Origin of the sequence: Gemella bergeri ATCC 700627 (genome assembly GCF_000469465.1) — a bacterium.
Lineage (GTDB): Bacteria > Bacillota > Bacilli > Staphylococcales > Gemellaceae > Gemella > Gemella bergeri.
In genome coordinates, this window is record NZ_KI271875.1 from 1 (window position 1) to 21,146 (window position 21,146).

The window sequence follows — 21,146 nt, forward strand, 5'->3', positions numbered from 1 at the left end:
TTCTCATGCCCCGTATTTGACACAGAGCCTTTTTAATGAAATCATGATTTTTTAGTCGCTCTTATTTATGTATTTTATATTATTATTGTTATGGGTATATATAAAGTAAAAATATATTTTATCTCCATTATTTATATAAAATATAAGAATAGTATATAGTGAAAAAATGAAAATAAAATTTTCTTAATGTATTTCTTATTTTAAATTTTGATAATTATAAACAAGATAATTTAGTTATTAACACGATGAAAAATGAATTATAACTAAGATTATTTGATATTTATAATATAAAAATATTAATTAGTAAAAAAATAAACATTAGAAATCGTATTCAATGTTTGAAATGGCTAAAATACAAACATTTACAAACGTTATGTAAAGTGATATAATTTATGTTGTATACAAAGGTGTACACGTCATATTAAATTAATTTATAAATAAAGGAGGTACTAGGATGGTAGGAATTATCATCGCAAGTCACGGTGAATTTGCTGCTGGTATTAAGCAATCGGGAACTATGATTTTCGGAGAACAAGAAAAAGTAGAAACTGTTGTATTTATGCCAAATGAAGGCCCGGAAGACTTGCAAAGAAAACTTCAAGAAGCTATAAAAAAAGTAGATTCTGAAGAAATTCTTTTCCTTGTAGATTTATGGGGTGGAAGTCCATTTAATCAAGCAAATAAACTGTTTGAAGAAGCCCCGGAAAAAAGAGCTATCGTCGCAGGTCTTAACTTACCAATGTTAATTGAAGCATATGCAAGTAGATTTACAATGACAACTGCACATGAGATAGCCAAAGCTATCGCTCCGACAGCGATTGACGGTGTGAAAGTTCGCCCTGATGAACTTCAACCGAAACAAGAGCCGGTTAAACAACAATCAGTTGCACAAAGCACTATTCCGGAAGGTACGGTTTTAGGTGACGGCAAAATTAAATTTGTGTTGGCGCGTATCGATACACGTTTACTACACGGACAGGTAGCGACTAACTGGACAAAATCTACAAATCCTAACAGAATTATTATTGTATCAGATTCAGTATCAAAAGATGAATTGCGTAAAAAACTTATTGAGCAAGCAGCTCCTCCCGGAGTACGTGCTCACGTAATTCCATTAGATAAACTTGTTAAAGTGTATAATGATCCGCGTTTTGGAGATACTAAAGCGTTATTGTTATTTGAAACACCGCAAGATGCACTAACGGTTATTGAAAAAGGTGTAGAAATTCCTGAATTAAATATCGGTTCAATGGCACATTCTGTAGGAAAAGTTCAAGTTAATAATGTCTTATCATTAGATCAAGATGATGTAGATGTCTATAAAAAACTTCGTGATTTAGGTGTCAAATTTGATGTTCGTAAAGTATCAAACGATAGCCCAGCAGATTTATTCAAATTAATTGAAGCAAAATCAAACGAAGGTTTAAAATTATAATTTAATTATGTATTTATATTAGGAGGACACAATGGATTTTAATATTCTTTCAGTGATTTTAGTCCTTGTAGTTGCTTTTTTAGCGGGTATGGAAAGTATCTTAGATCAATTCCAATTCCATCAACCGATTGTTGCATGTTCGCTAATCGGTTTGGCTACAGGACATTTAACAGAATGTATCATTTTAGGTGGTGCATTACAATTACTAGCTCTGGGATGGGCTAATATCGGTGCAGCTGTTGCACCCGATGCAGCATTGGCATCAGTGGCATCAGCGATTATTTTTGTAAAAGCTGCTAATTTTTCTGCTGATGGACGTAACATTGCGATTGCAGCAGCTATCACATTAGCAACAGTAGGATTAGTATTAACAATGGCAGTTCGTACATTGGCGGTGGTAATAGTACACCGTGCTGACAGTGCGGCAGAAAACGGTAATTTTGCGGGAGTTCAATTCTGGCATTATGTAGCGTTATGTATGCAAGGATTACGTGTAGCAATTCCGGCAGGTTTACTAATGTTTATTCCGTCAGAAGCGGTTAAAAGCGGATTAGAAGCACTACCGGAATGGTTCTCAAAAGGTATGACTATCGGTGGTGGTATGGTAGTAGCAGTAGGTTTTGCTATGGTAATTAATCTAATGGCGACAAAAGAAGTATGGCCATTCTTCTTCTTAGGTTTTGCATTAGCACCGTTAAAAGAATTGACACTTATTGCGACAGGTATTATCGGATTATGTATCGCTATTGTTTACCTAAATCTTTCTAATAGAAAAGGTGGCGGTGGTGGATCTGCCTCGTCAGGTGATCCATTAGGTGATATATTAAATGATTATTAGTAGGAGGAACGAATAATGGAGAGAAAAGTTACATTAAGTAAAAAAGATCGTCGTAGCGTTATGTTGCGTTCTCAGTTCCTTCAAGGATCATGGAACTATGAACGTATGCAAAATGGTGGTTGGGCATTTGCTTTAATTCCGGCGCTTAAAAAATTATATCCGAATAAAGAAGATGCAACTCAAGCATTAAAACGTCATTTAGAATTTTTTAACACACACCCATATATTGCAGCACCTATCCTTGGGGTAACACTTGCTCTTGAGGAAGATCGTGCAAATGGTGCGGAAATTGATGATGCAGCTATCCAAGGTGTTAAGGTCGGAATGATGGGACCGTTAGCCGGTATTGGAGATCCTGTATTCTGGTTTACAGTTCGACCAATTCTAGGAGCTATTGCAGCGTCATTAGCTTTAGGTGGTTCTATTTTGGGACCTTTATTATTCTTTATCGCATGGAATGCTATACGTATAGGTTTCCTATGGTATACACAGGAATTTGGTTATAAAAAAGGTTCAGAAATTACTAGTGATCTATCAGGCGGTATCTTACAAAAAGTTACAAAAGGTGCATCAATTCTTGGTATGTTCGTAATGGGTATTTTAGTTCAACGTTGGACTAACATCAGCTTTCCGTTAGTAGTATCAAAAGTACCGTTAGATGATAAGGCATTTATTCACTTCCCTGGAGAAAAAGAACATATTACAGGTGGAGTACTTCAAGATATTATTACAAAAGTACAAAGTGGAGAATATTCTCTAACACCGGAGAAAGTAACAACATTACAAGATAACTTAAATCGACTTATTCCGGGCTTTGCGGCATTATTATTAACATTCGTATGTATGTGGCTGTTAAAACGTAAAGTAAGCCCAATCATAATAATCTTCGGATTATTTGCGTTAGGTATTTTAGCACACGTAGCCGGAGTAATGTAGAAATATTAAATATAAACCATTTATAATTAGAATTTTAAGTCTGATTATAAATGGTTTTATTATAGCAATCTACTATAAGAATTAATTAAAGATTTATAGGGTAAATAAATTTCAAAAATATGACTGTTATCTCTTGCAAATAATAAGAAAAATTGATATTATAACTAAATATATATAGCACATATAAAGGCAAGAATATGGCTTGCAAGTTTCTACCATCTGACCTTAAATTAGATGACTATGGGCATTTTTTTATATTATATTTATTTAATAACTTTAAATTGAATATATGAAAAACTAAAGAAAATTGCCTACTTTTATTTAAAGGGGCGATTTTTTATTTTAATATATTATTATTAAATTTTTGTAAAAAAAATTTTTCATAGGATATTATTTGTGTTACAAAAACTATAAGGAGATATTATTTTGAAAACATTTATTTTAAGTTTACAGCACGTACTTGCTATGTACGCAGGAGCCGTTATTGTTCCCATTATTGTAGCAGCGGGGTTAGGACTTTCTTCTGAACAGACAACATATTTAGTTTCTGTTGATATATTTATGTGTGGAGTTGCAACTTTTCTACAAGTTTATAAAGGTAAGTTTGTCGGTATTGGGTTACCGGTTGTTCTCGGCTGTACTTTTACAGCAGTAGCACCGATGATTTCTATTGGAAAAAATTTCGGACTTGCTACAATGTATGGAGCAATTTTTATTTCAGGATTGGTTGTTGTTCTTATATCACCGTTTTTTGCTAAAGTGGCTAAGTTGTTTCCGCCTGTAGTAACCGGTAGCGTAGTGACAATTATTGGAATTACTTTAGTTCCGGTAGCGATGAATTATATAGCCGGAGGACAGGGAGCAGCTGATTTTGGGAATCAAAAAAATATTCTATTGGCATTTGTAACATTGATTATTATTTTAGTAATTTATAAATTTACAACAGGATTTATTCATTCAATAGCTATTTTATTAGGTCTTGTAATAGGGACAGTGTTGGCAAATTTTATGGGAATGGTAAGTTTTGCAGAAGTAAGCCAAGCAGGATGGTTTCAACATCCTACACCGTTTAAATTTTCAGGTTTTGAATTTAAGAGCAGTGCCATTTTAACCTTTGTTATTGTTGGAATAGTAAGTATGATAGAATCTACGGGGGTATATTATGCACTTGGAAACATTTGTGATAAAAAAATTGGAGAGCAAGATTTAAGAAGCGGATATTTAGCAGAAGGATTAGCAGTAATGTTAGGTTCAACCGTCAACGCCTTTCCGTATACTACATACTCTCAAAATGTCGGACTTGTTCAAATTTCCGGAGTAAAGAGCAAAAAAGTAATGTATGTTATGGTGTTATTGTTATTAGTATTCGGTTCAATACCGAAAATTGGAGCATTAGCAACCATAGTGCCCCAGCCGGTTCTTGGTGGTGCGATGATTAGTATGTTCGGAATGGTACTTGCTTACGGGGTGAAAATGTTGGGGAGTACGGATTTTGCAAAACAAGAAAATTTAATGATTATTGCCTGTTCGGTAGGATTAGGATTAGGAGTTACGACAGTACCGACAGCTTTCGCCAAACTACCGGAGTTTATAAGAGTATTTACGGATAGTGGAATAGTATTGGGAACAATTGTCGCAATTATAATGAATCTAATATTTAATAGAAAAAGTAAAGTTAAAAATAAATAGGAAAGATTTATAATTGAAGCAGGGGTTATAAATTAATTATAGATAGGAAAAGAAGTTTAGCTATTTTTTAAAAAAATTGTTTTCTATATTGATAAATTTTATTTTAAGTTGTAAAATATATTTAACAATTTACAGAGATGATAGTAATGAATAAAGATATAAAAATACATATATTACATACTGGAAGAGTAATCGTTGATGAAGCACTACCGTTTTATAAAAAAAGTGAAAGTAAAATAGCGTGGACGGGGTTATTTCGCTCAAAAAAACATCAAATCTCTATTCCGGTTTCAGTTTACTTGATAGAACATCCAAGAGGATTAATTCTAATTGATACAGGATGGCATATTAATAATAGAACACATCAAATAAAAAATTTGTTATTTCAATATCCGGTAAATAAAGCAGATTTACCGTCCGGTCAAGCAGTTACCGAACAATTGGAAAAGTTAGGTTATAAATCTGAAGATTTGGATTATGTGTTATTAAGTCATTTACATTGTGATCATGCAGATGGTTTGAGATTAGTAAAAAATGCCAAAAAAATTATGGTAAGTGAAGAAGAGTGGCAAGCAGCAAATAGTAATAAAATAAAATATTTATCTCATGAATGGAAAGGTGTCAACATAGAAACATTTGAATTAGAAAAAACAGGAGCAGGTCCTTTCGGTAAATCATTTGATTTATTTGGTGACGGTTCAGTTGAGATGATTTGGATACCCGGCCATAGCAAGGGATTATGTGCAACAAAAGTTAAAAGTTTGAATGATGAACATTATGTATTATTGGCATCAGATGCCGGTTATGCGGCACGTTCATGGGAAGAAAACTTAACACCGGGTGTTGTCGAAAATAGAGAACAAGCACAAAAATCACTTGATTGGGTTAAAACTCATACAATAAATGAAAATTGTATTGAAGTATTAGCAAATCATGATGATAAAGTAGAACCGCATATCATACAGTTATAAAAATATAATAGTGCATAAGAATATTGTAAAAACAACTAATTATTAATTAATTTAGTAAAAAGATAATACTGTGAGCAAGATAATATTTTGCAGATGAAAAATATTATTGTAGATGAGATAGATTGGATAAAATTTATCTCATCTATTTTTTAATTATAAATAATTTTTTAAAAAATCGTAGCTAATTTCTAACTGTTTAACATCCAACTTTCAAAAGAACAGATATTTTCATCAGCAGAAATAAATGAAGTTAATTCTTGTTCAAACTCCTCAATCAGCTTTAAATTATTTACATTTGGATAGGGGTTTCTAATAATATAGCAAATCCGAGGAGGTGGTGGAGTTGTTAATGTAAAAAAAGTCAGATTAGGATTAGAACGCATGGCGCCGTTGATTACGGACATTGGTGCAACTCCCCAACTATCATCTTGAATGTATCGTTGAAGCATGGAACCGGTATTAATGATTAAGGCAGGGTGGCAAGATGGGTTGAAATGAAGATCGTGCCAACTTTTATAATCTAATCCCCAGTTTAGTAAAACTTCTTTTTCGGTAGGTAACTCACTACAGTTCATATTGTTATGATAAGGGCTATTTTTGCTGCAGATGAGATACATGAGTTCTCGATAAATAGGCTTACTAACAACATCAGGATAGTTAATTCTTGAAAAGACAAAACCTATGTCAGCAATGCGGTCTTCCACCAATGAATATATTTCAGAAGAATGGTGAGTTCTTATATTCAGACGAACATTTGGGTGTGTGGACATAAATTTTTTAAAAAATGATACGAAAGTATAGTTGTTCACTGCATCCACACTGGCAATTGTTAAAGTTTGTATATTTTCAATATCTTTTAAATGTTGGGTGTCCTTCCAAAGAGAAGCCCATTGACTTGCAATTGGAATGAATGAATGTCCATAATTTGTAAGTTCCACTCTCCTATGACCTTTATTTCGTATTAAAAGTTGTACTCCTAGTTCATTTTCAAGTTGTTGAAGTCTTGAAGAAACTGTTGATTGTGATACATACAAATACTTTGCAGCAGCCGAAATACTTCCGTAAGTAACAGTTGTTAGAAAAGTTTCTATTTGTTCATAAAACATTTTTATATTCTCCTTCGTTTTTGCATTTACTTTCATTTTCTAAATAACGGATTTATTGATATTTTATATCAAAAATATCTGTTTTACAAGTAATATATTATATGATATATTAAAATCATAGAAAAACAAAACTCAGAATACAGTACTGAACCCTGAAAATTATTATTAAAATTAAGGAGTTACCATTATGGAACAAAAACAATTAATCGCAGCTATAAAAAAAATGGATACAGCTAGTATTTCAGATGCAATGGATAAATTAGGGATTTCTTGTGGTTTATTAGGAATTCAAGCGGTTGTAAGTGGAAATAAAATCTGTGGAGAAGCATTTACAGTTCATTATATCCCCTGTGGATTAGAGAAAGGTAATGTAGGAGATTTTATTGATGATGTAGAACCTGGGCAGGTCGTAGTCATTGATAATGGCGGACGAACTTATTGCACCGTATGGGGAGATATTATGACTTATACAGCAAAAACAAAAGGAATTGAAGGAACCGTGATTGATGGTGTCTGTCGTGATGTTGCCGGTATTAAAGAATTAGATTATGGGGTTTATACAAAGGGTAAATATATGGTTACAGGAAAGGAACGTGTAACGGTTGATGCGGTGAATATTCCGATTGCTATTTCCGGAGTTCAAGTTCGCCCGGGAGATATTATTCTCGGAGATGATTCAGGTGTAGTAGTAATTCCAAAAGAACGAGCAGAAGAAGTTTTGGAAATTGCTAAACATATTGAAGAAGTAGAACAAAATATTATTGCTGAAGTAAAGAATGGTAGTACTTTGAAAGTAGCACGTGAAAGACTTGGCTATCATAATCTACAATCTAAGAATAAATAAAAGGAGGGATTTTTGTGGTAGCAACATCTTGTAAAAAAACGGCAGCAATTCTTTCGCTTTCTGCCATCATGTACACTGCATATTTTGGTCCGGGCTTTGCATCAGGAACACAGACGGTTTCTTATTTTAACAATAAAGGTTGGATTGGTATTTTTCTTGGTCCGGCATTAGCAGGGATATTATGCTTTGTTTTTAGTATTCTTCTCTTTGAAGTTAACCGAATCTATCAACCGATGTCATATAGAGAGGCTTACAACACTATTTACCGACCTAAAAGATTGCAACTCTTTTTCGGAACTTTTAAAGAAATTCAGGTTATTTCAGTTGTTCTGATCGCCTTATCAGCACAAATTTCCACAACAGCGATTCTATTAAATCAGATATTTGGCGTGCCAAGAATTATTGGAACTATTGGTTTTTGTATTCTAGTATTGCTGTTTGCACTTTTGGGGGCTGGAGTTCTTCGTAAAATGGGAGCTATATTTGGGACTGCTGTGTTATTAATTTGTGCAGGAGTAGCAATTATTTGTCTTGGAAATGCTATTCCACTTGCTAATAATTATTTAGAGAAACAAGTTTCCTATACATCTTATGGGTTTTCGGCACCACAAGCTTGGTTTTCAATGTTGACGATTGTTGTCTTTTTCATGAATGGCTATGATGCCTGTGTACCGGCATCACGAGGTGTTCTAAAAACGAGAAAGGATGTTATCCTACAATCTACTGTAACTGCAGTGCTATGTGCAGGTTCTACTATGATTTTTACTTATATCTTTTCTGCAGGGATGCCGGATATTATGAAAGAGGATATTCCAACACTTTGGGCAATTGACACACTTTCAAACTCTGGAAATTTTTCTAAAGTTTTATATGCTATATTTGCTATTGGTGCTATGGTTTCAAGCTCGGTTGCCTTTATATTTACGGTTTGCAATCGTTTTGAACCATTGCTTGAAAAGAAATGGAAAGCTAGTAGTATTTCAGTACGAAAATTTTTAATTGCTATAATTTTTGTATTGATTTGTACATTTGGATCAAGTCTAGGCCTGATTAATATTATCAAATATGGTTATGGCGGATTTACAATGATAGTAGGACCTGTTATGCTGATACCATTAATTGTGAGTGTTCTATATAGACTGTGGAGAGATAAAAAAGACGGAATTCTTGATGAAAATTGCACATTAATTACAAAAACTTCAGAAAGGTAGGGAAAGTATGTATTTAACAGAGAAAGTAAGAAAAGAATTTTTAAAGTTACCGACAGGAAATATTGCAGATAATAATAATTTAGTTCCCAATCAGGGGGTTATGGATACAGTGATTAAACCTGTGGATTCTAAAATGAAAATGATTGGGAGAGCTTTTACAGCCAAATGCTTTCCAGGAGATAATTTAGCGCTTCATCAGGCAATTTATGCAGCAAAACCGGGAGATGTTTTGATTTTAGATCTTCATGGATATATCAACGCAGGACATTTTGGAGATATTATGGCAACAGCGTGCAAACTCCACGGACTTGCCGGGGTTGTTATTGATGGTAGTTGTCGAGATGCTGAAGATATAAAAAAACTTGGGTTTCCTGTCTTTTCAAGAGGATTTAACCCATCAGGTACGGTAAAAGAAAGTCTAGCTCAGTTGGATGTACCGGTTCGCTGTGGAGGTATTCAGATTAAACCGGGAGATATTATAGTCGGTGATTGCGACGGTGTTGTCGTCATTCCTAAAGAATATGAAGATAAAGTATTTGAAAAAGCTTTGGCTAAATTTAATCATGAAGTAGAAGTCATTAAGAAGTTGGAACAAGGAAAAACAACTTTGGAAATATATGGATTTGATAAAATTATTAAAGAAAAAAGTACTTTAGAGACTGTATAGTAAAAATTTGAGAAGAAATATTCTTCTCAGAAATTTGGTGAGTTTGTAGAAAAAATTCATTACAAGTTTTGAAGAAAAACATTGACATACTTTGATTAATTAAGTATTTATTATTGAGATCAAAGTAACATTTTACTTAAAAAGAGAAAAGGTAATAAGGGTTTAAACTTAACAAAAACTAAGCAATCATTCAATATACGAGTGATTGCTTTTTACTTATATAACATATAATGATACTAATTGAACTTAATTGTTAAATTATTCCCCTTTTTTAGGTTTTACTCTTAAAAAGGAAAATTGTCAAATTTATGTTATAATAAAAATAGTATAATAAAGGGGAACTGGTGATGAATTTAACACAGTATAAGTATTTATTATTTGATTTAGATGATACATTATTAGATTTTAAGAAAGCTGAAAGAAGAGCATTTAAAAAATTATTGTCAAACCACAATGTAGAATATAGTGATGATTTATTTGAAAAATATATTACAATAAATAAGTCATTGTGGAGAAAACTTGAATTAGGACAGCTTAGCAGTAAAGATGTAACTAAGGGGCGTTTTAAACATTTTTTTAGTTTATTAAATAAAGAAGTTAATGATGAGAATTATGATAAGGAGTATAGAGTTTACCTAGCAGAAGGGAATCAATTATTTAAAGGGGTACCGGAGCTTTTAAAAAAATTAGTACAAACTCATAAACTTTATATCGCTACTAATGGTGTAGCGGCAACTCAACGCACCCGATTTAAAAATAATAAACTAGATGAATATTTTGATTATATATTTATTTCAGAAGAATTAGGGTATAAAAAACCTGATAAAGAATTTTTTGAAAAAGTATTTGAAGTAATCGGAAGTGAAAATAAAAGTGAAGTATTGATGATAGGCGATAATCTAATGTCTGATATATTAGGTGGAAATAATTTTGGAATAGATACCTGTTGGATAAACGCAGAAGATATAGAAAATATTACAGATATAATTCCAACTTATAAAATAAAGAGTGTAATGGAGTTAATAAGATAAAAATTATTATAAAAAAATATAATTCAATAGAAAATATGAAAGGTACTTGATTGCACTCCTAATGATGAGATTAGTTTTGATGATGATTATGGAAAGGAAGAAGATGAGAAAAATTAAATTAAAAGACGAAAGTGCAATGAATGAACTTTATAATGAAATAAATATTATAGTTGCTTATTCGGGTAATTATATCGTGAGGATATAAATTAGAATTGTAGAGGTTAGGCATGAATAAAAAATTGGAGGAAATGAGCTTAAAAGAACTTTGGAAACTGTTTCCGATATTTTTAGTTGAACATAATAAAGAGTGGATAAATTGGTATGAAGAAGAAAGGAAATTGATATTATCAGCAGTGCCGAGTAAAAGTATAAAAAGAATATCTCATATAGGTAGTACAGCTATATTAGGAATAGCGGCAAAAAATATTGTAGATATATTGGTTGAAGTAAACGATAAGGCGGATTTAGATATTGTTAAAAATATTTTCATAAATAATGGTTGGCTCTGTATGAATATGACTGAAACCCGCATTACATTAAATAAAGGGTACACAGAACAAGGATTTGCAGAAAAAGTATTCCATCTTCATATTAGAATTGTCGGAGATAATGATGAATTATATTTTAGAGATTATTTGAATGAGCATAAGGAAATAGGAAAAGAATATGAAATCTTAAAACTATCACTTTGGAAAAAGTTTGAACATGATAGAGATGGATATACCGAAGCAAAAACAGATTTTATAAAAAAATATACAAACTTAGCAAAAAATTTATATGGAAAAAGATATTAACCAAATTAGAAGTTGTGGAGGAACAAATGGATATAAAAATAAGAGAAGTTGTAGATAAAACGGAAAAGGAAGAGGTATCAAGAGAAGTATTATATGACCTTCCGGAATGGTTTGGTATGCCGGAAAGTACGGAAGAGTATATTCGTGATTCACAGGACAAGCCTTTTCTCGCTTGCTATATAAATGATGAGCCCGTTGGTTTTGTTGTACTAAACGCAACCAGCAAGGATTGTGCAGATATTTTTGTAATGGGCATAAAAAAGGAATTCCATCGAATGGGTATTGGATCAGTGCTTAATGAAGCATACGAAGTTATGGCAAGGAAGTTGGGGCATACATACTCACAGGTAAAAACAGTACAAATGGGACACTACAAAGAATATGATATCACCAATAATTTTTATATAGCGATGGGATATAAAGAATTGGAATGTTTCCCAACTTTATGGGATGAATGGAATCCGTGCCAAATATATATTAAATATCTTGGAGCGTAACAAATCCCGGTTTGTAGGGATAGGAAGATTAGAAGTTGTCCAAAATATTCGGATAGCCTCATTGCATAGAAATGACAAACAGCCTATCAGGTTTTATGTTAAATAGAGAGGATAGAGAAAAAAGCTAAGCAGTACAAAGTTGTTTAGCTTTTTTGGCTCTGTGTAAAATGCGGGGTAGAGAAAAATAAGAATAAAATGCTAAGCAACAATGGTGTCGCTTGATATTTTTCAAATCACCCTTAAAAGTAATATTATTTTAAATCCATCCTTCTTCAGTTGCCTTTTTTACAGCCTCCGTTCTATTTTTACAATTTAGTTTTGCCAAGATATTAGAAATATAATTTCTGGTAGTACCTTCCGATAAAAATAAATTGGTAGCAATTTCCTTATTTGATAAACCTTCTTTAATATTTTTTAATAAAATAATTTCTTGACTTGATAATGGATTATGGTTTGAAAAAATATTTTCCATAAGTTCAGGAGAGTACTCTTTTTTACCTATTAGAACATTATGTACAGTTTGCATAAGTTCTTCTATAGAGCGATCTTTAAGAACATAGGCATCAACATTATTTTTAACAGCACGTTCAAAATAACCGCTACGTTTGAAGGTGGTTACTATAATAACTTTGGTGGGAATATTATTTTTTTTAATCCATTCCAGCACGTCTAAACCTGTCATTTCCGGCATTTCAATATCTAAAATTGCAGCATCAATATTATTATTTTTTAAGTGACTTAGAGCCTCTTTTCCATTTCCGGCTTGAACAACACTTTCTATGTCTTCTTCCATTAATAATAATTTTGTCATAGCATCTCTTAACATACTCTGATCTTCAGCAATAAGTAATTTCATAAAAAATCCCCCTATTATTTTATAATTTTTTCGGTATAATTACTTGAATTTTTGTTGGATTATTTTTTGATATAATAGTAATAGTTCCATTTACTATTTTGATTCTTTCATAAATAGATTTTAGTTCATTTCCGGTTATTTCTTTAAAACCGACTCCATTATCTGTTGAAATAATGGTTATATCATTTTCTTTTTCATTAAGAATTAATGAGCAGTTGTCAGCATTGCTATGTTTAATAATATTATTTATCAACTCTTTTAAAATCATAGTAGTGGTGGTAGTGGTCCAACCGCTAAGTTCTTTGGTATAAATATTATTTTCTATTTCACATTTAATCTCTGCCAATGAAGTAATATCTTCAATAATTTTTAATTCTTCATTTATTGTTCGATATTTTAAATTGTTAATAATAGAACGAGTTTCGTGCATAGATTTCGTACTGATTTCTATAATTTCACGAAGCTCATTTTGTGCTTCTTCTAATTTATTTTTTATTAAAAGTTTTTCTGCAAGTTCGGCTTTAAGTTTTAGCATAACAAAAACATGGCCTATACTATCATGTAAATCACGACTTATTCTATTTCTTTCATTTTCTGCTAATAAAATATTAATATGCTCGTTGTGTTTTCTGTGTTCTTCCTTAAGTTTTTTATCAAAATATGCTTTGCGTTGGAAAATAAAAGTGGCTAAGCACAAAACGTAAAAACAAGACATAATAAATTTTTCAGGAATACGGTAGTTTCCAAAAAGAATAGCTATTATTAAAAAGTTCAATATAGTAAAGAAGCTCGTAATTCTATATGAACGAAATGAAATATCTTTAAAATGCCAGACTATTAGATTACTAAGATAAAATGAAAATAGCATATTCATAGGATGAATCCAAATTGTCATATAGATAATATAACAAGATAGATAAAACCAAAGAATAAAACTAATGTACTTGTTATCTGCATAAATCATGGAGATATAACAAATTATAGCTGGTAATGTAAGAAATAACGTATATTTTGGATAACTTCCATCTAATACATATGTAATAGGAAAGGCGAAAAATATTAACGAAATATAAAAAGGGAAATTAGCCAACTTTTTAATTAAGTTTTTCATAGAAAACTCCTTCTACTATATTTTGATGTTGCTAAAGTGAATTTAAAAAACTTTATTTACATTTTAGCATAAAAGATAAAGTGTGTGAATAAACTAGATAATTATTCACACACTTTAAACAATTATTTAATTTCCATTTTTCTTTTAATAACTAAAGTAAGAATAATAAAACCGATACCATAGGCTAATAGAATACCAAGGGAATTAAAAGAAAATATATCTTCTTTTATATATTTATTGACAAAGTTTAATAAATGATAGGTTGGAGTTACTTTTGAAATATTTTGCAACCATTCCGGGAAAAGATAGGTAGGCCACCATAAACCGCCTAGCATTGCTAAACCTAAATATAAAATATTAGACAAAAGACTTAATTTTTCCGTAGATTGAATTAAACTAAGAATAAGACCTATTCCTAAGAAAGTTGTACTACCTATAACCATTAAAATTCCTGCCATTATCCACTCTTTAGCACTCATATTAACATCACGTAAGAAATGCCCCACCGTAAAGACAACAATAACTGCTATAATAAAAGTTACTAAAAGACGGGTAAAACGAGCAAAATAGTATTCAACTAATTTAATTGGAGAGTTATTAATAATACTTAGGTAACTATTGGTTTCATCTTCTCTAATAGATAGCGGTAAAGAAAATAAAGCGAAGCTGATACTGCTAAATGCTGTCATAGAAATAAGCATATCTTTAATGACACGAGTTTGAACACTCGGATCATCGAATTGTTGCATTCCCGAAAACAGTATAAAGAATATAACCGGAAATCCGAGACCCATTGTGAAATTTGATATGTTTCGTTTAGTAAGAATAAATTCCATTTTTAATAATGTTAAAAAATTTTTCATAATAATAACTCCTTAATTTTCTTTAGTAGTAGTAAAAATACTATCTAACAAAGTTCTATTTTGTACTTCCAAATCTTTAAAAGTACAACCGTTTCTTTCCAGCAATTTCCAGATGTTATCTGCATCTTTAGTAAGGAAACTAAAACTATCCAGTTTAACTTCTAAACTGTATATATTTTCACAATTTTTTAATAAGTCAAAATATTTAACAGGAAGGGTAAATAGTTTTTCCACTTCTTCAGCACGCATGGCGTGAGGTGTGGTATCACGTATTAATTCTCCTTTATGAAGAACCAGTATTCTGTCTGCTGTATGTTCGACTTCTTCAATATAATGGGAAGAGTAGATAATCGTTGCTCCTTGTTTTTTTAAATCATTAACGATTTCCCAAAAGCGAACACGTGTAGAAGTATCCATGCCGGCTGTCGGTTCGTCTAGGAAAATTATTTTAGGTTTTCCAATTAAGGTTAATACAAAAGACAATAATCTTCTTTGTCCTCCGGATAATTTTGATGCAAGACTTTCTTTTTGGTTATCATCAAAGCAAAGAATTTTGTCTATTTCTTCTATATTAAGATGTTCAGGATAAATACTTTGAACAAAGTTAATTAATTCTTTCACTTTTAATCTATTGGGAATTTTATTCTCTTGTCTTAGCACATTAACATATCTTTTTAATTCCAAATTTGTAGGTTTTAGACCGTTAATCGTAATGTTACCAGAATTGATAAATTTGTTACCCAAAAGACAGTTCATTAATGTGGTTTTACCCGCTCCGTTAGGACCTATTAACGCTAGACAATCACCCTCATAAACATCAAATGAAATATCTTTTAGAATATCATTAGATTTAATGGTTTTAGTTATATTTTTTACTGAAATAATTTTTTTATTATTCATTTTTATTACCTCTTGTCATTTTGTAGTTACATTATATCATAAAAAATATATAATTTTTCAGTAGGAGAAGTCATATAAAAATATGACAAATGTAATATATTAATAGCTTAACTTTAAAATGTATGCCGAATTTTTATTAGTAATCAATTTTTTAAGTTATCTAACGTCAAAAAAGTACAATTTAATTCTAAGTTGGAAACAATTTTTCTCGCAATAGTTTCGACAGGAAGAGGATAAACATTTTTGAAGAATTTAATTCCTAAAGTTGAAAAAATTTTAATAGGTATGACATTTAGATAAGAAGACAATCGGTTTTTTCCATACATTAAACCGGGTTTTACGATAAGATAATCTAACCCGGAATTAATAATAAGTTTCTCTGCTTCCAGTTTACTGTTTAAATAACTTTTAAAGCCGCCTTGAGCAGATATAAAAACTAATTTTTTAATATTGGATTTTTTACAAAGTTCAATAGATTTCTTGACGCTTAATGTATTTATTTTGCTATACTGATTTTTATTTTTTATAGTACCTATAAGATGGATAGCAATATCAAAATTATAGTTTTTGAGATTAAGAGTGTTGCCGGAAAAAATATTAGCACATATCCAAGGAAGTTCGGTATTATTTGCAGTACGTGAGAGATAAGAAACAGAATGACCATGTTTTATTAACTAACAACTTAGGGATTTTCCGACAAAACCGCTACCACCGATTAAAAGTATATTCATAAGCAAATACCTCGTGAAAATATTAATTATATTTCAAGTTCATTTTATAAAATAGTAACATAGTAGAAGATAAAAGTAAAAGATTGTGAAAGGTATGGAGGTTGTAGTTATGAAAATAGGATTAGTTTTAGAGGGTGGAGGCATGAGAGGTCTTTACACTGCAGGGGTATTGGACGTATTTTTAGAGAGTAATGTAAAAGTAACTGATGTTGTTGGTGTTTCGGCAGGAACATTGTTTGGTGTCAATTTTGTTTCAAAGCAAAAAGGGCGAGCATGGCGATATAATAAAAAATATGTTAATGATAAAAGATATATGAGTGTATTAAGTCTGCTAAAAACCGGAAATTTGATAAATAAAGATTTTACCTACTATAAGATTCCGTTTCAATTAGATGAATTTGATAATAGAACTTTTAAAAATTCAGAAATTAATTTTTTTGCAACAGTTACCAATATAGAAACAGGAGAAGCGGAATATATTAAAATCAGTGATGTTTTTAACCAAATGGAAATATTAAGGGCTACATCTGCATTGCCATTTGTTTCAGAGATAATAGAAGAAAATGGGAAAAAATATTTAGACGGAGGGATAGCGGACAGTATTCCGGTAGAATTTTTCAAAAAACAAAATTTTGATAAAATAATAGTTATTTTAACAAGATCAGTAGATTATCGTAAGAAACAGAGTAACAGTTTATTGTATAGATTGTTTTACGGTAAGTATCCAAGATTAGTAGATAAATTGGAAAACAGATATAAAAACTATAACAATACTGTAGAAAAGATAATAGAACTGGAAAAAAATAATGAAATATTTGTCATAAGACCGAGTAAAGCTATTACAATAAAGAGATTGGAAAAAGATATAAATAAACTTCAACATATTTATGAACTGGGTAAAAAAGACGGACATGATATAATTGGAAAATTGAAAAAATATCTGGCAGAATAAATAGGATACTGCATATGAAAAATCTATAATAAAATTATAAAAATAATAAGAGGGTGAAAAGATGAGTAATATAAAAGAAATATATTTAGCAGGTGGTTGTTTTTGGGGAGTAGAAGAATATTTTTCAAGATTAGACGGTGTGGTAGAAACAACCGTTGGATACGCTAATGGAAATTCAGAAGTAGCAGAATATAAATTGTTAAAACAAACTAATCACGCTGAAACTATTTGTATTAAATATGATATTGATAAAATTAGTTTAAGAGAAATTTTATTACATTATTTTAGAATAATAGATCCGTTAAGTGTTAATAAACAAGGAAACGATATAGGAACACAGTATCGTACGGGTATTTACTATACCGATGAAGAAGATTTAAAAGAAATAGAGAAGATATATAAAGAAAAAGAAGACGAATATCATCAAGCATTGGCAGTAGAATTGGAAGTTTTAAAACATTATATAAAAGCGGAAGAGTACCATCAAGACTATTTGAAAAAAAATCCGAACGGTTATTGTCATATAAATCCGAACTTAGCGTTTGAACCATTAGTAGATAAAACTAAGTATAATAAAAAAGAAAAAGAACTTTTAAAGAAAGAATTAACACAAGAACAATATGCCGTAACTATGGAAAATTCAACAGAAAGTCCTTATACAGGGGAATATTGGGATAAATTTGAAGAAGGAATTTATGTTGATATTACAACAGGAGAACCTCTTTTTTCTTCAGAAGATAAATTTCATTCCGGTTGTGGGTGGCCGAGTTTTTCTAAGCCGTTTAGTGCAGATGTTGCAAAGTATTATAAAGACAATTCTCATCTAATGGAAAGGATAGAAGTTAGAAGCAGAGTAGGTGACTCACATTTGGGACATGTATTTACCGATGGGCCAAAGGAATTGGGAGGATTGAGATATTGCATTAATAGTGCAGCATTAAAATTTATTAAAAAAGAAGATATGGAAGAAGCAGGCTATGTAGATTTAATACCATATATTAATAGAAGACATTCTAAGTAATAACGATTATCATTTAGTGTAGAGAAGAATTTGTTTTTAGATATTTTTTAACTAAAAAAGGAATTGTTTTCGAGATTTTATCATTAAAAAAGTGAAACAGTATAATAACAGTTATAAAAAAATGATAAATTTTCAATCAATAATTGTAATATTAATTATTTACGTTTTCTTTACTATTTCATTTGTTTTCTATTTAATTTCATAATATTTAATATAAATATTTTATCATATAACAGGTAAAAAATTGTAACAGAGAAGCGGTGTAGTATAACTGGAGTTCACAGTTTATACACAATTTCAAAAAAAATAATGTTGTATTATCCATATAGTTGATGTAAACTAAAAGTGTAACAAATAGTTTAATTATAAATTTATTTATCACACATTTATTATAAAATTTTAAGGAGTGAAATATATATGACAACAATTGCAGAAAAAAAAGCTTTCGTTGGTGGTAAATGGCAAACAGAAATAGATTTAGTGGATTTTATTAAATCTAACTATACAGAATACAGAGGAGATGCTTCATTCTTAGCTGGTCCTACTGAAGCTACTAAAACTTTAGTAGAAAAATTCAATGATTTGATGCGTCAAGAACGTATTGCTGGTGGAACATTAGACATGGATACTAGTATTCCTTCAACAATCCTTTCACATGGACCTGGATATATAGAAAAAGACTTAGAAAAAATAGTAGGATTACAAACTGATAAACCGTTAAAACGTGCTTTAATGACATTTGGCGGTATCAACATGGCGGTTAACAGCTGTAAAGCATATGGTTATGAAGTAGATAAAGAAGTTATTAAAATCTTTACTGACTACCGTAAAACACACAACCAAGGTGTATTTGATGCGTACACTCCAGAAATGCGTTTAGTAAGAAAATCTGGTGTTATTACCGGACTTCCTGATGCTTATGGTCGTGGACGTATCATCGGTGACTATCGTCGTGTTGCTTTATATGGTGTTGATCAATTAATCGAATGGAAAAAAGAAGATTTAACAAAAATCGGTGCTGACGGAGTAATGACTGAACATGTTATCCGTGATCGTGAAGAAGTAAGTGATCAAATTCGTGCTTTAGGCGAATTAAAAGGATTAGCTAACATTTACGGATTTGATATTTCAAAACCGGCAACAAATGCTCAAGAAGCAGTTCAATGGTTATACTTCGGATATTTAGCAGCTATTAAACAACAAAACGGTGCTGCGATGAGTATCGGTAACATTGCTACATTCTTAGATATTTATATTGAAAGAGATCTACAAGACGGAACACTTACTGAAGAAGGTGCTCAAGAGTTAATTGACCATTTAGTTCTTAAATTACGTTGCGTTAAATTCGCTCGTACTCCAGAATACAACCAATTATTCTCTGGAGATCCAATCTGGGCTACTTTAATCGTAGGTGAAATGTTGGATGCTGAAAGATCATTAGTAACAAAAACTGACTTCCGTTTCATCCATACATTAGATAATATGGGTAACTCTCCAGAACCAAACTTGACTATTCTTTGGTCTAGTAAATTACCAACCGGATTTAAAGAATTCTGTGCTGAATCTTCAATCAACCACAGTGCTATTCAATATGAAAGTGATGAATTATTAGCGGACTTCCTAGGAACTTGTGATAAATCTATCGCTTGTTGTGTAAGTGGTATGACTACAGGTAAAGATATGCAATTCTTCGGTGCTCGTGCTAACTTAGCAAAAGCATTATTATACACAATCAATGGTGGTCGTGATGAAAAACTTGGAATCCAAGTAGGACCAAAAACAGAACCACTACGTGGTGTACTAAACTACGACGAAGTATGGGAAAAATTCGGTGGATTTATGGATTGGTTATGTAAATTATACATCAACACATTAAACGTAATTCACTACATGCATGATAAATATTCTTATGAAAGTTTAGAAATGGCATTACACGATACTAATGTTAGACGTTTCATGGCAACTGGTATTGCAGGGTTCTCAGTAGCAGTAGACAGTTTATCAGCTATTAAATATGCTAAAGTAACTCCAATTGAAGATGAAACAGGATTAGCAGTTGATTACAAAATTGAAGGTGAATTCCCAACATTCGGTAACAACGATGATCGTGCTGATGACATAGCAGTTGAGTTATTGAAAACATTTATGACTAAATTGAAAAAACACCCAACTTACCGTGCAGATGAAACTACAACATCTATCTTAACAATTACTTCTAACGTAGTTTACGGTAAAAAAACCGGTAACACTCCAGATGGACGTCGTGCAGGAGAACCGTTCTCACCAGGTGCTAACCCAATGAACGGACGTGACCAAAGTGGTGCGTTAGCTTGCTTAAGTTCAGTAGCTAAATTACCATATGAATACAGCCGTGATGGAATCAGCTTAACAGCGGCATTCACTCCAAATTCATTAGGTAAAACAAAACAAGACCAAATCAAAAACTTAACAGCAATGATGGACGGATACTTCAAAAAAGGTGGTTACCACTTAAATACTAACGTATTTAACAAAGAAACTTTACTTAAAGTTATTGAATCACCAGAAGATTATCCAAACTTCACAATTCGTGTATCAGGATATGCTGTACGTTTAATCAGCTTAACTCCGGAACAACAACGTGACGTATTAAGTCGTACAATGCACCAATTCATGTAATAAAAGTAAAAAAGACAGGAAAGGTAGGGGGCTTT

Annotated in this window: 20 protein-coding genes and 1 riboswitch; of the genes, 14 read left to right on the forward strand and 6 right to left on the reverse strand. The window is 31.4% G+C overall.

Going from position 1 to position 21,146, the window contains the following annotated elements:
* Positions 1-454: 454 nt before the first annotated feature.
* From HMPREF1983_RS07065 to HMPREF1983_RS07085, 5 genes are all read left to right on the forward strand, one after another.
* A complete protein-coding gene (locus HMPREF1983_RS07065) occupies positions 455-1,435 on the forward strand; it encodes a mannose/fructose/sorbose PTS transporter subunit IIA (protein ID WP_021753630.1) in 981 nt (326 codons plus the stop codon).
* A gap of 31 nt (positions 1,436-1,466) precedes the next feature.
* Entirely contained in the window at positions 1,467-2,273 is an 807-nt protein-coding gene (locus HMPREF1983_RS07070; protein ID WP_021753631.1) for a PTS mannose/fructose/sorbose transporter subunit IIC, read from the forward strand.
* Between the two features lie 15 nt (positions 2,274-2,288).
* Positions 2,289-3,209: a PTS system mannose/fructose/sorbose family transporter subunit IID gene (locus tag HMPREF1983_RS07075; RefSeq protein ID WP_021753632.1), complete on the forward strand. Its 921-nt coding sequence runs from the start codon at positions 2,289-2,291 to the stop codon at positions 3,207-3,209.
* 159 nt (positions 3,210-3,368) lie between these two features.
* Positions 3,369-3,470, forward strand: a riboswitch (purine riboswitch).
* 165 nt (positions 3,471-3,635) lie between these two features.
* The gene (locus tag HMPREF1983_RS07080) at positions 3,636-4,898 is read left to right on the forward strand and encodes a nucleobase:cation symporter-2 family protein (RefSeq protein WP_040461302.1); all 1,263 of its coding nucleotides are present in this window, start codon (positions 3,636-3,638) and stop codon (positions 4,896-4,898) included.
* Positions 4,899-5,044: 146 nt separating this feature from the next.
* Complete coding sequence (locus HMPREF1983_RS07085; protein ID WP_040461305.1) at positions 5,045-5,869, forward strand: N-acyl homoserine lactonase family protein; 825 nt, start codon at positions 5,045-5,047, stop codon at positions 5,867-5,869.
* Between the two features lie 188 nt (positions 5,870-6,057).
* On the opposite strand, the gene HMPREF1983_RS07090 is transcribed toward HMPREF1983_RS07085, so the two are convergent.
* Complete coding sequence (locus HMPREF1983_RS07090; protein ID WP_040461308.1) at positions 6,058-6,975, reverse strand: LysR family transcriptional regulator; 918 nt, start codon at positions 6,973-6,975, stop codon at positions 6,058-6,060.
* A 187-nt stretch (positions 6,976-7,162) separates the two neighbouring features.
* On the opposite strand from HMPREF1983_RS07090, the gene HMPREF1983_RS07095 reads away from it, so the two are divergent.
* From HMPREF1983_RS07095 to HMPREF1983_RS07120, 6 genes are all read left to right on the forward strand, one after another.
* Positions 7,163-7,819: an RraA family protein gene (locus HMPREF1983_RS07095; protein ID WP_021753636.1), complete on the forward strand. Its 657-nt coding sequence runs from the start codon at positions 7,163-7,165 to the stop codon at positions 7,817-7,819.
* Between the two features lie 14 nt (positions 7,820-7,833).
* Complete coding sequence (locus HMPREF1983_RS07100; protein ID WP_040461309.1) at positions 7,834-9,030, forward strand: hypothetical protein; 1,197 nt, start codon at positions 7,834-7,836, stop codon at positions 9,028-9,030.
* A gap of 7 nt (positions 9,031-9,037) precedes the next feature.
* Positions 9,038-9,697 carry an RraA family protein gene (locus HMPREF1983_RS07105; protein ID WP_021753638.1) on the forward strand — a complete coding sequence of 220 codons (660 nt, stop codon included), beginning with the start codon at positions 9,038-9,040 and terminating at the stop codon, positions 9,695-9,697.
* A gap of 347 nt (positions 9,698-10,044) precedes the next feature.
* Positions 10,045-10,728, forward strand: coding sequence for a YjjG family noncanonical pyrimidine nucleotidase (locus HMPREF1983_RS07110; protein ID WP_021753639.1), 684 nt, complete (start codon positions 10,045-10,047; stop codon positions 10,726-10,728).
* Between the two features lie 227 nt (positions 10,729-10,955).
* Complete coding sequence (locus HMPREF1983_RS07115) at positions 10,956-11,522, forward strand: GrpB family protein (protein ID WP_021753641.1); 567 nt, start codon at positions 10,956-10,958, stop codon at positions 11,520-11,522.
* Between the two features lie 26 nt (positions 11,523-11,548).
* A complete protein-coding gene (locus tag HMPREF1983_RS07120; RefSeq protein WP_040461312.1) occupies positions 11,549-12,019 on the forward strand; it encodes a GNAT family N-acetyltransferase in 471 nt (156 codons plus the stop codon).
* Positions 12,020-12,275: 256 nt separating this feature from the next.
* On the opposite strand, the gene HMPREF1983_RS07125 is transcribed toward HMPREF1983_RS07120, so the two are convergent.
* The 5 genes from HMPREF1983_RS07125 to HMPREF1983_RS07970 all read right to left on the reverse strand — a co-directional run bounded on the left by HMPREF1983_RS07125 (position 12,276) and on the right by HMPREF1983_RS07970 (position 16,420).
* Entirely contained in the window at positions 12,276-12,875 is a 600-nt protein-coding gene (locus tag HMPREF1983_RS07125) for a response regulator transcription factor (RefSeq protein WP_021753643.1), read from the reverse strand.
* Positions 12,876-12,894: 19 nt separating this feature from the next.
* Positions 12,895-13,986 carry a sensor histidine kinase gene (locus tag HMPREF1983_RS07130; protein ID WP_021753644.1) on the reverse strand — a complete coding sequence of 364 codons (1,092 nt, stop codon included), beginning with the start codon at positions 13,984-13,986 and terminating at the stop codon, positions 12,895-12,897.
* Positions 13,987-14,108: 122 nt separating this feature from the next.
* Positions 14,109-14,849 carry an ABC transporter permease gene (locus tag HMPREF1983_RS07135; RefSeq protein ID WP_021753645.1) on the reverse strand — a complete coding sequence of 247 codons (741 nt, stop codon included), beginning with the start codon at positions 14,847-14,849 and terminating at the stop codon, positions 14,109-14,111.
* Positions 14,850-14,861: 12 nt separating this feature from the next.
* On the reverse strand, positions 14,862-15,749 hold the full coding sequence (locus HMPREF1983_RS07140) for an ABC transporter ATP-binding protein (RefSeq protein ID WP_021753646.1): 888 nt from the start codon (positions 15,747-15,749) through the stop codon (positions 14,862-14,864).
* A 143-nt stretch (positions 15,750-15,892) separates the two neighbouring features.
* On the reverse strand, positions 15,893-16,420 hold the full coding sequence (locus HMPREF1983_RS07970; RefSeq protein ID WP_342663636.1) for an NAD(P)H-binding protein: 528 nt from the start codon (positions 16,418-16,420) through the stop codon (positions 15,893-15,895).
* A gap of 169 nt (positions 16,421-16,589) precedes the next feature.
* Here HMPREF1983_RS07970 and HMPREF1983_RS07145 point away from each other — a divergent pair, with 169 nt between their 5' ends.
* The 3 genes from HMPREF1983_RS07145 to pflB all read left to right on the forward strand — a co-directional run bounded on the left by HMPREF1983_RS07145 (position 16,590) and on the right by pflB (position 21,111).
* A complete protein-coding gene (locus HMPREF1983_RS07145; protein ID WP_040461313.1) occupies positions 16,590-17,432 on the forward strand; it encodes a patatin-like phospholipase family protein in 843 nt (280 codons plus the stop codon).
* 61 nt (positions 17,433-17,493) lie between these two features.
* A complete protein-coding gene (gene msrB / locus HMPREF1983_RS07975; protein WP_021753649.1) occupies positions 17,494-18,453 on the forward strand; it encodes a peptide-methionine (R)-S-oxide reductase MsrB in 960 nt (319 codons plus the stop codon).
* Positions 18,454-18,870: 417 nt separating this feature from the next.
* Positions 18,871-21,111 (forward strand): formate C-acetyltransferase, encoded by a 2,241-nt coding sequence (pflB, locus tag HMPREF1983_RS07155; RefSeq protein ID WP_021753650.1) that lies wholly within the window; start codon positions 18,871-18,873, stop codon positions 21,109-21,111.
* Positions 21,112-21,146 lie beyond the last annotated feature (35 nt).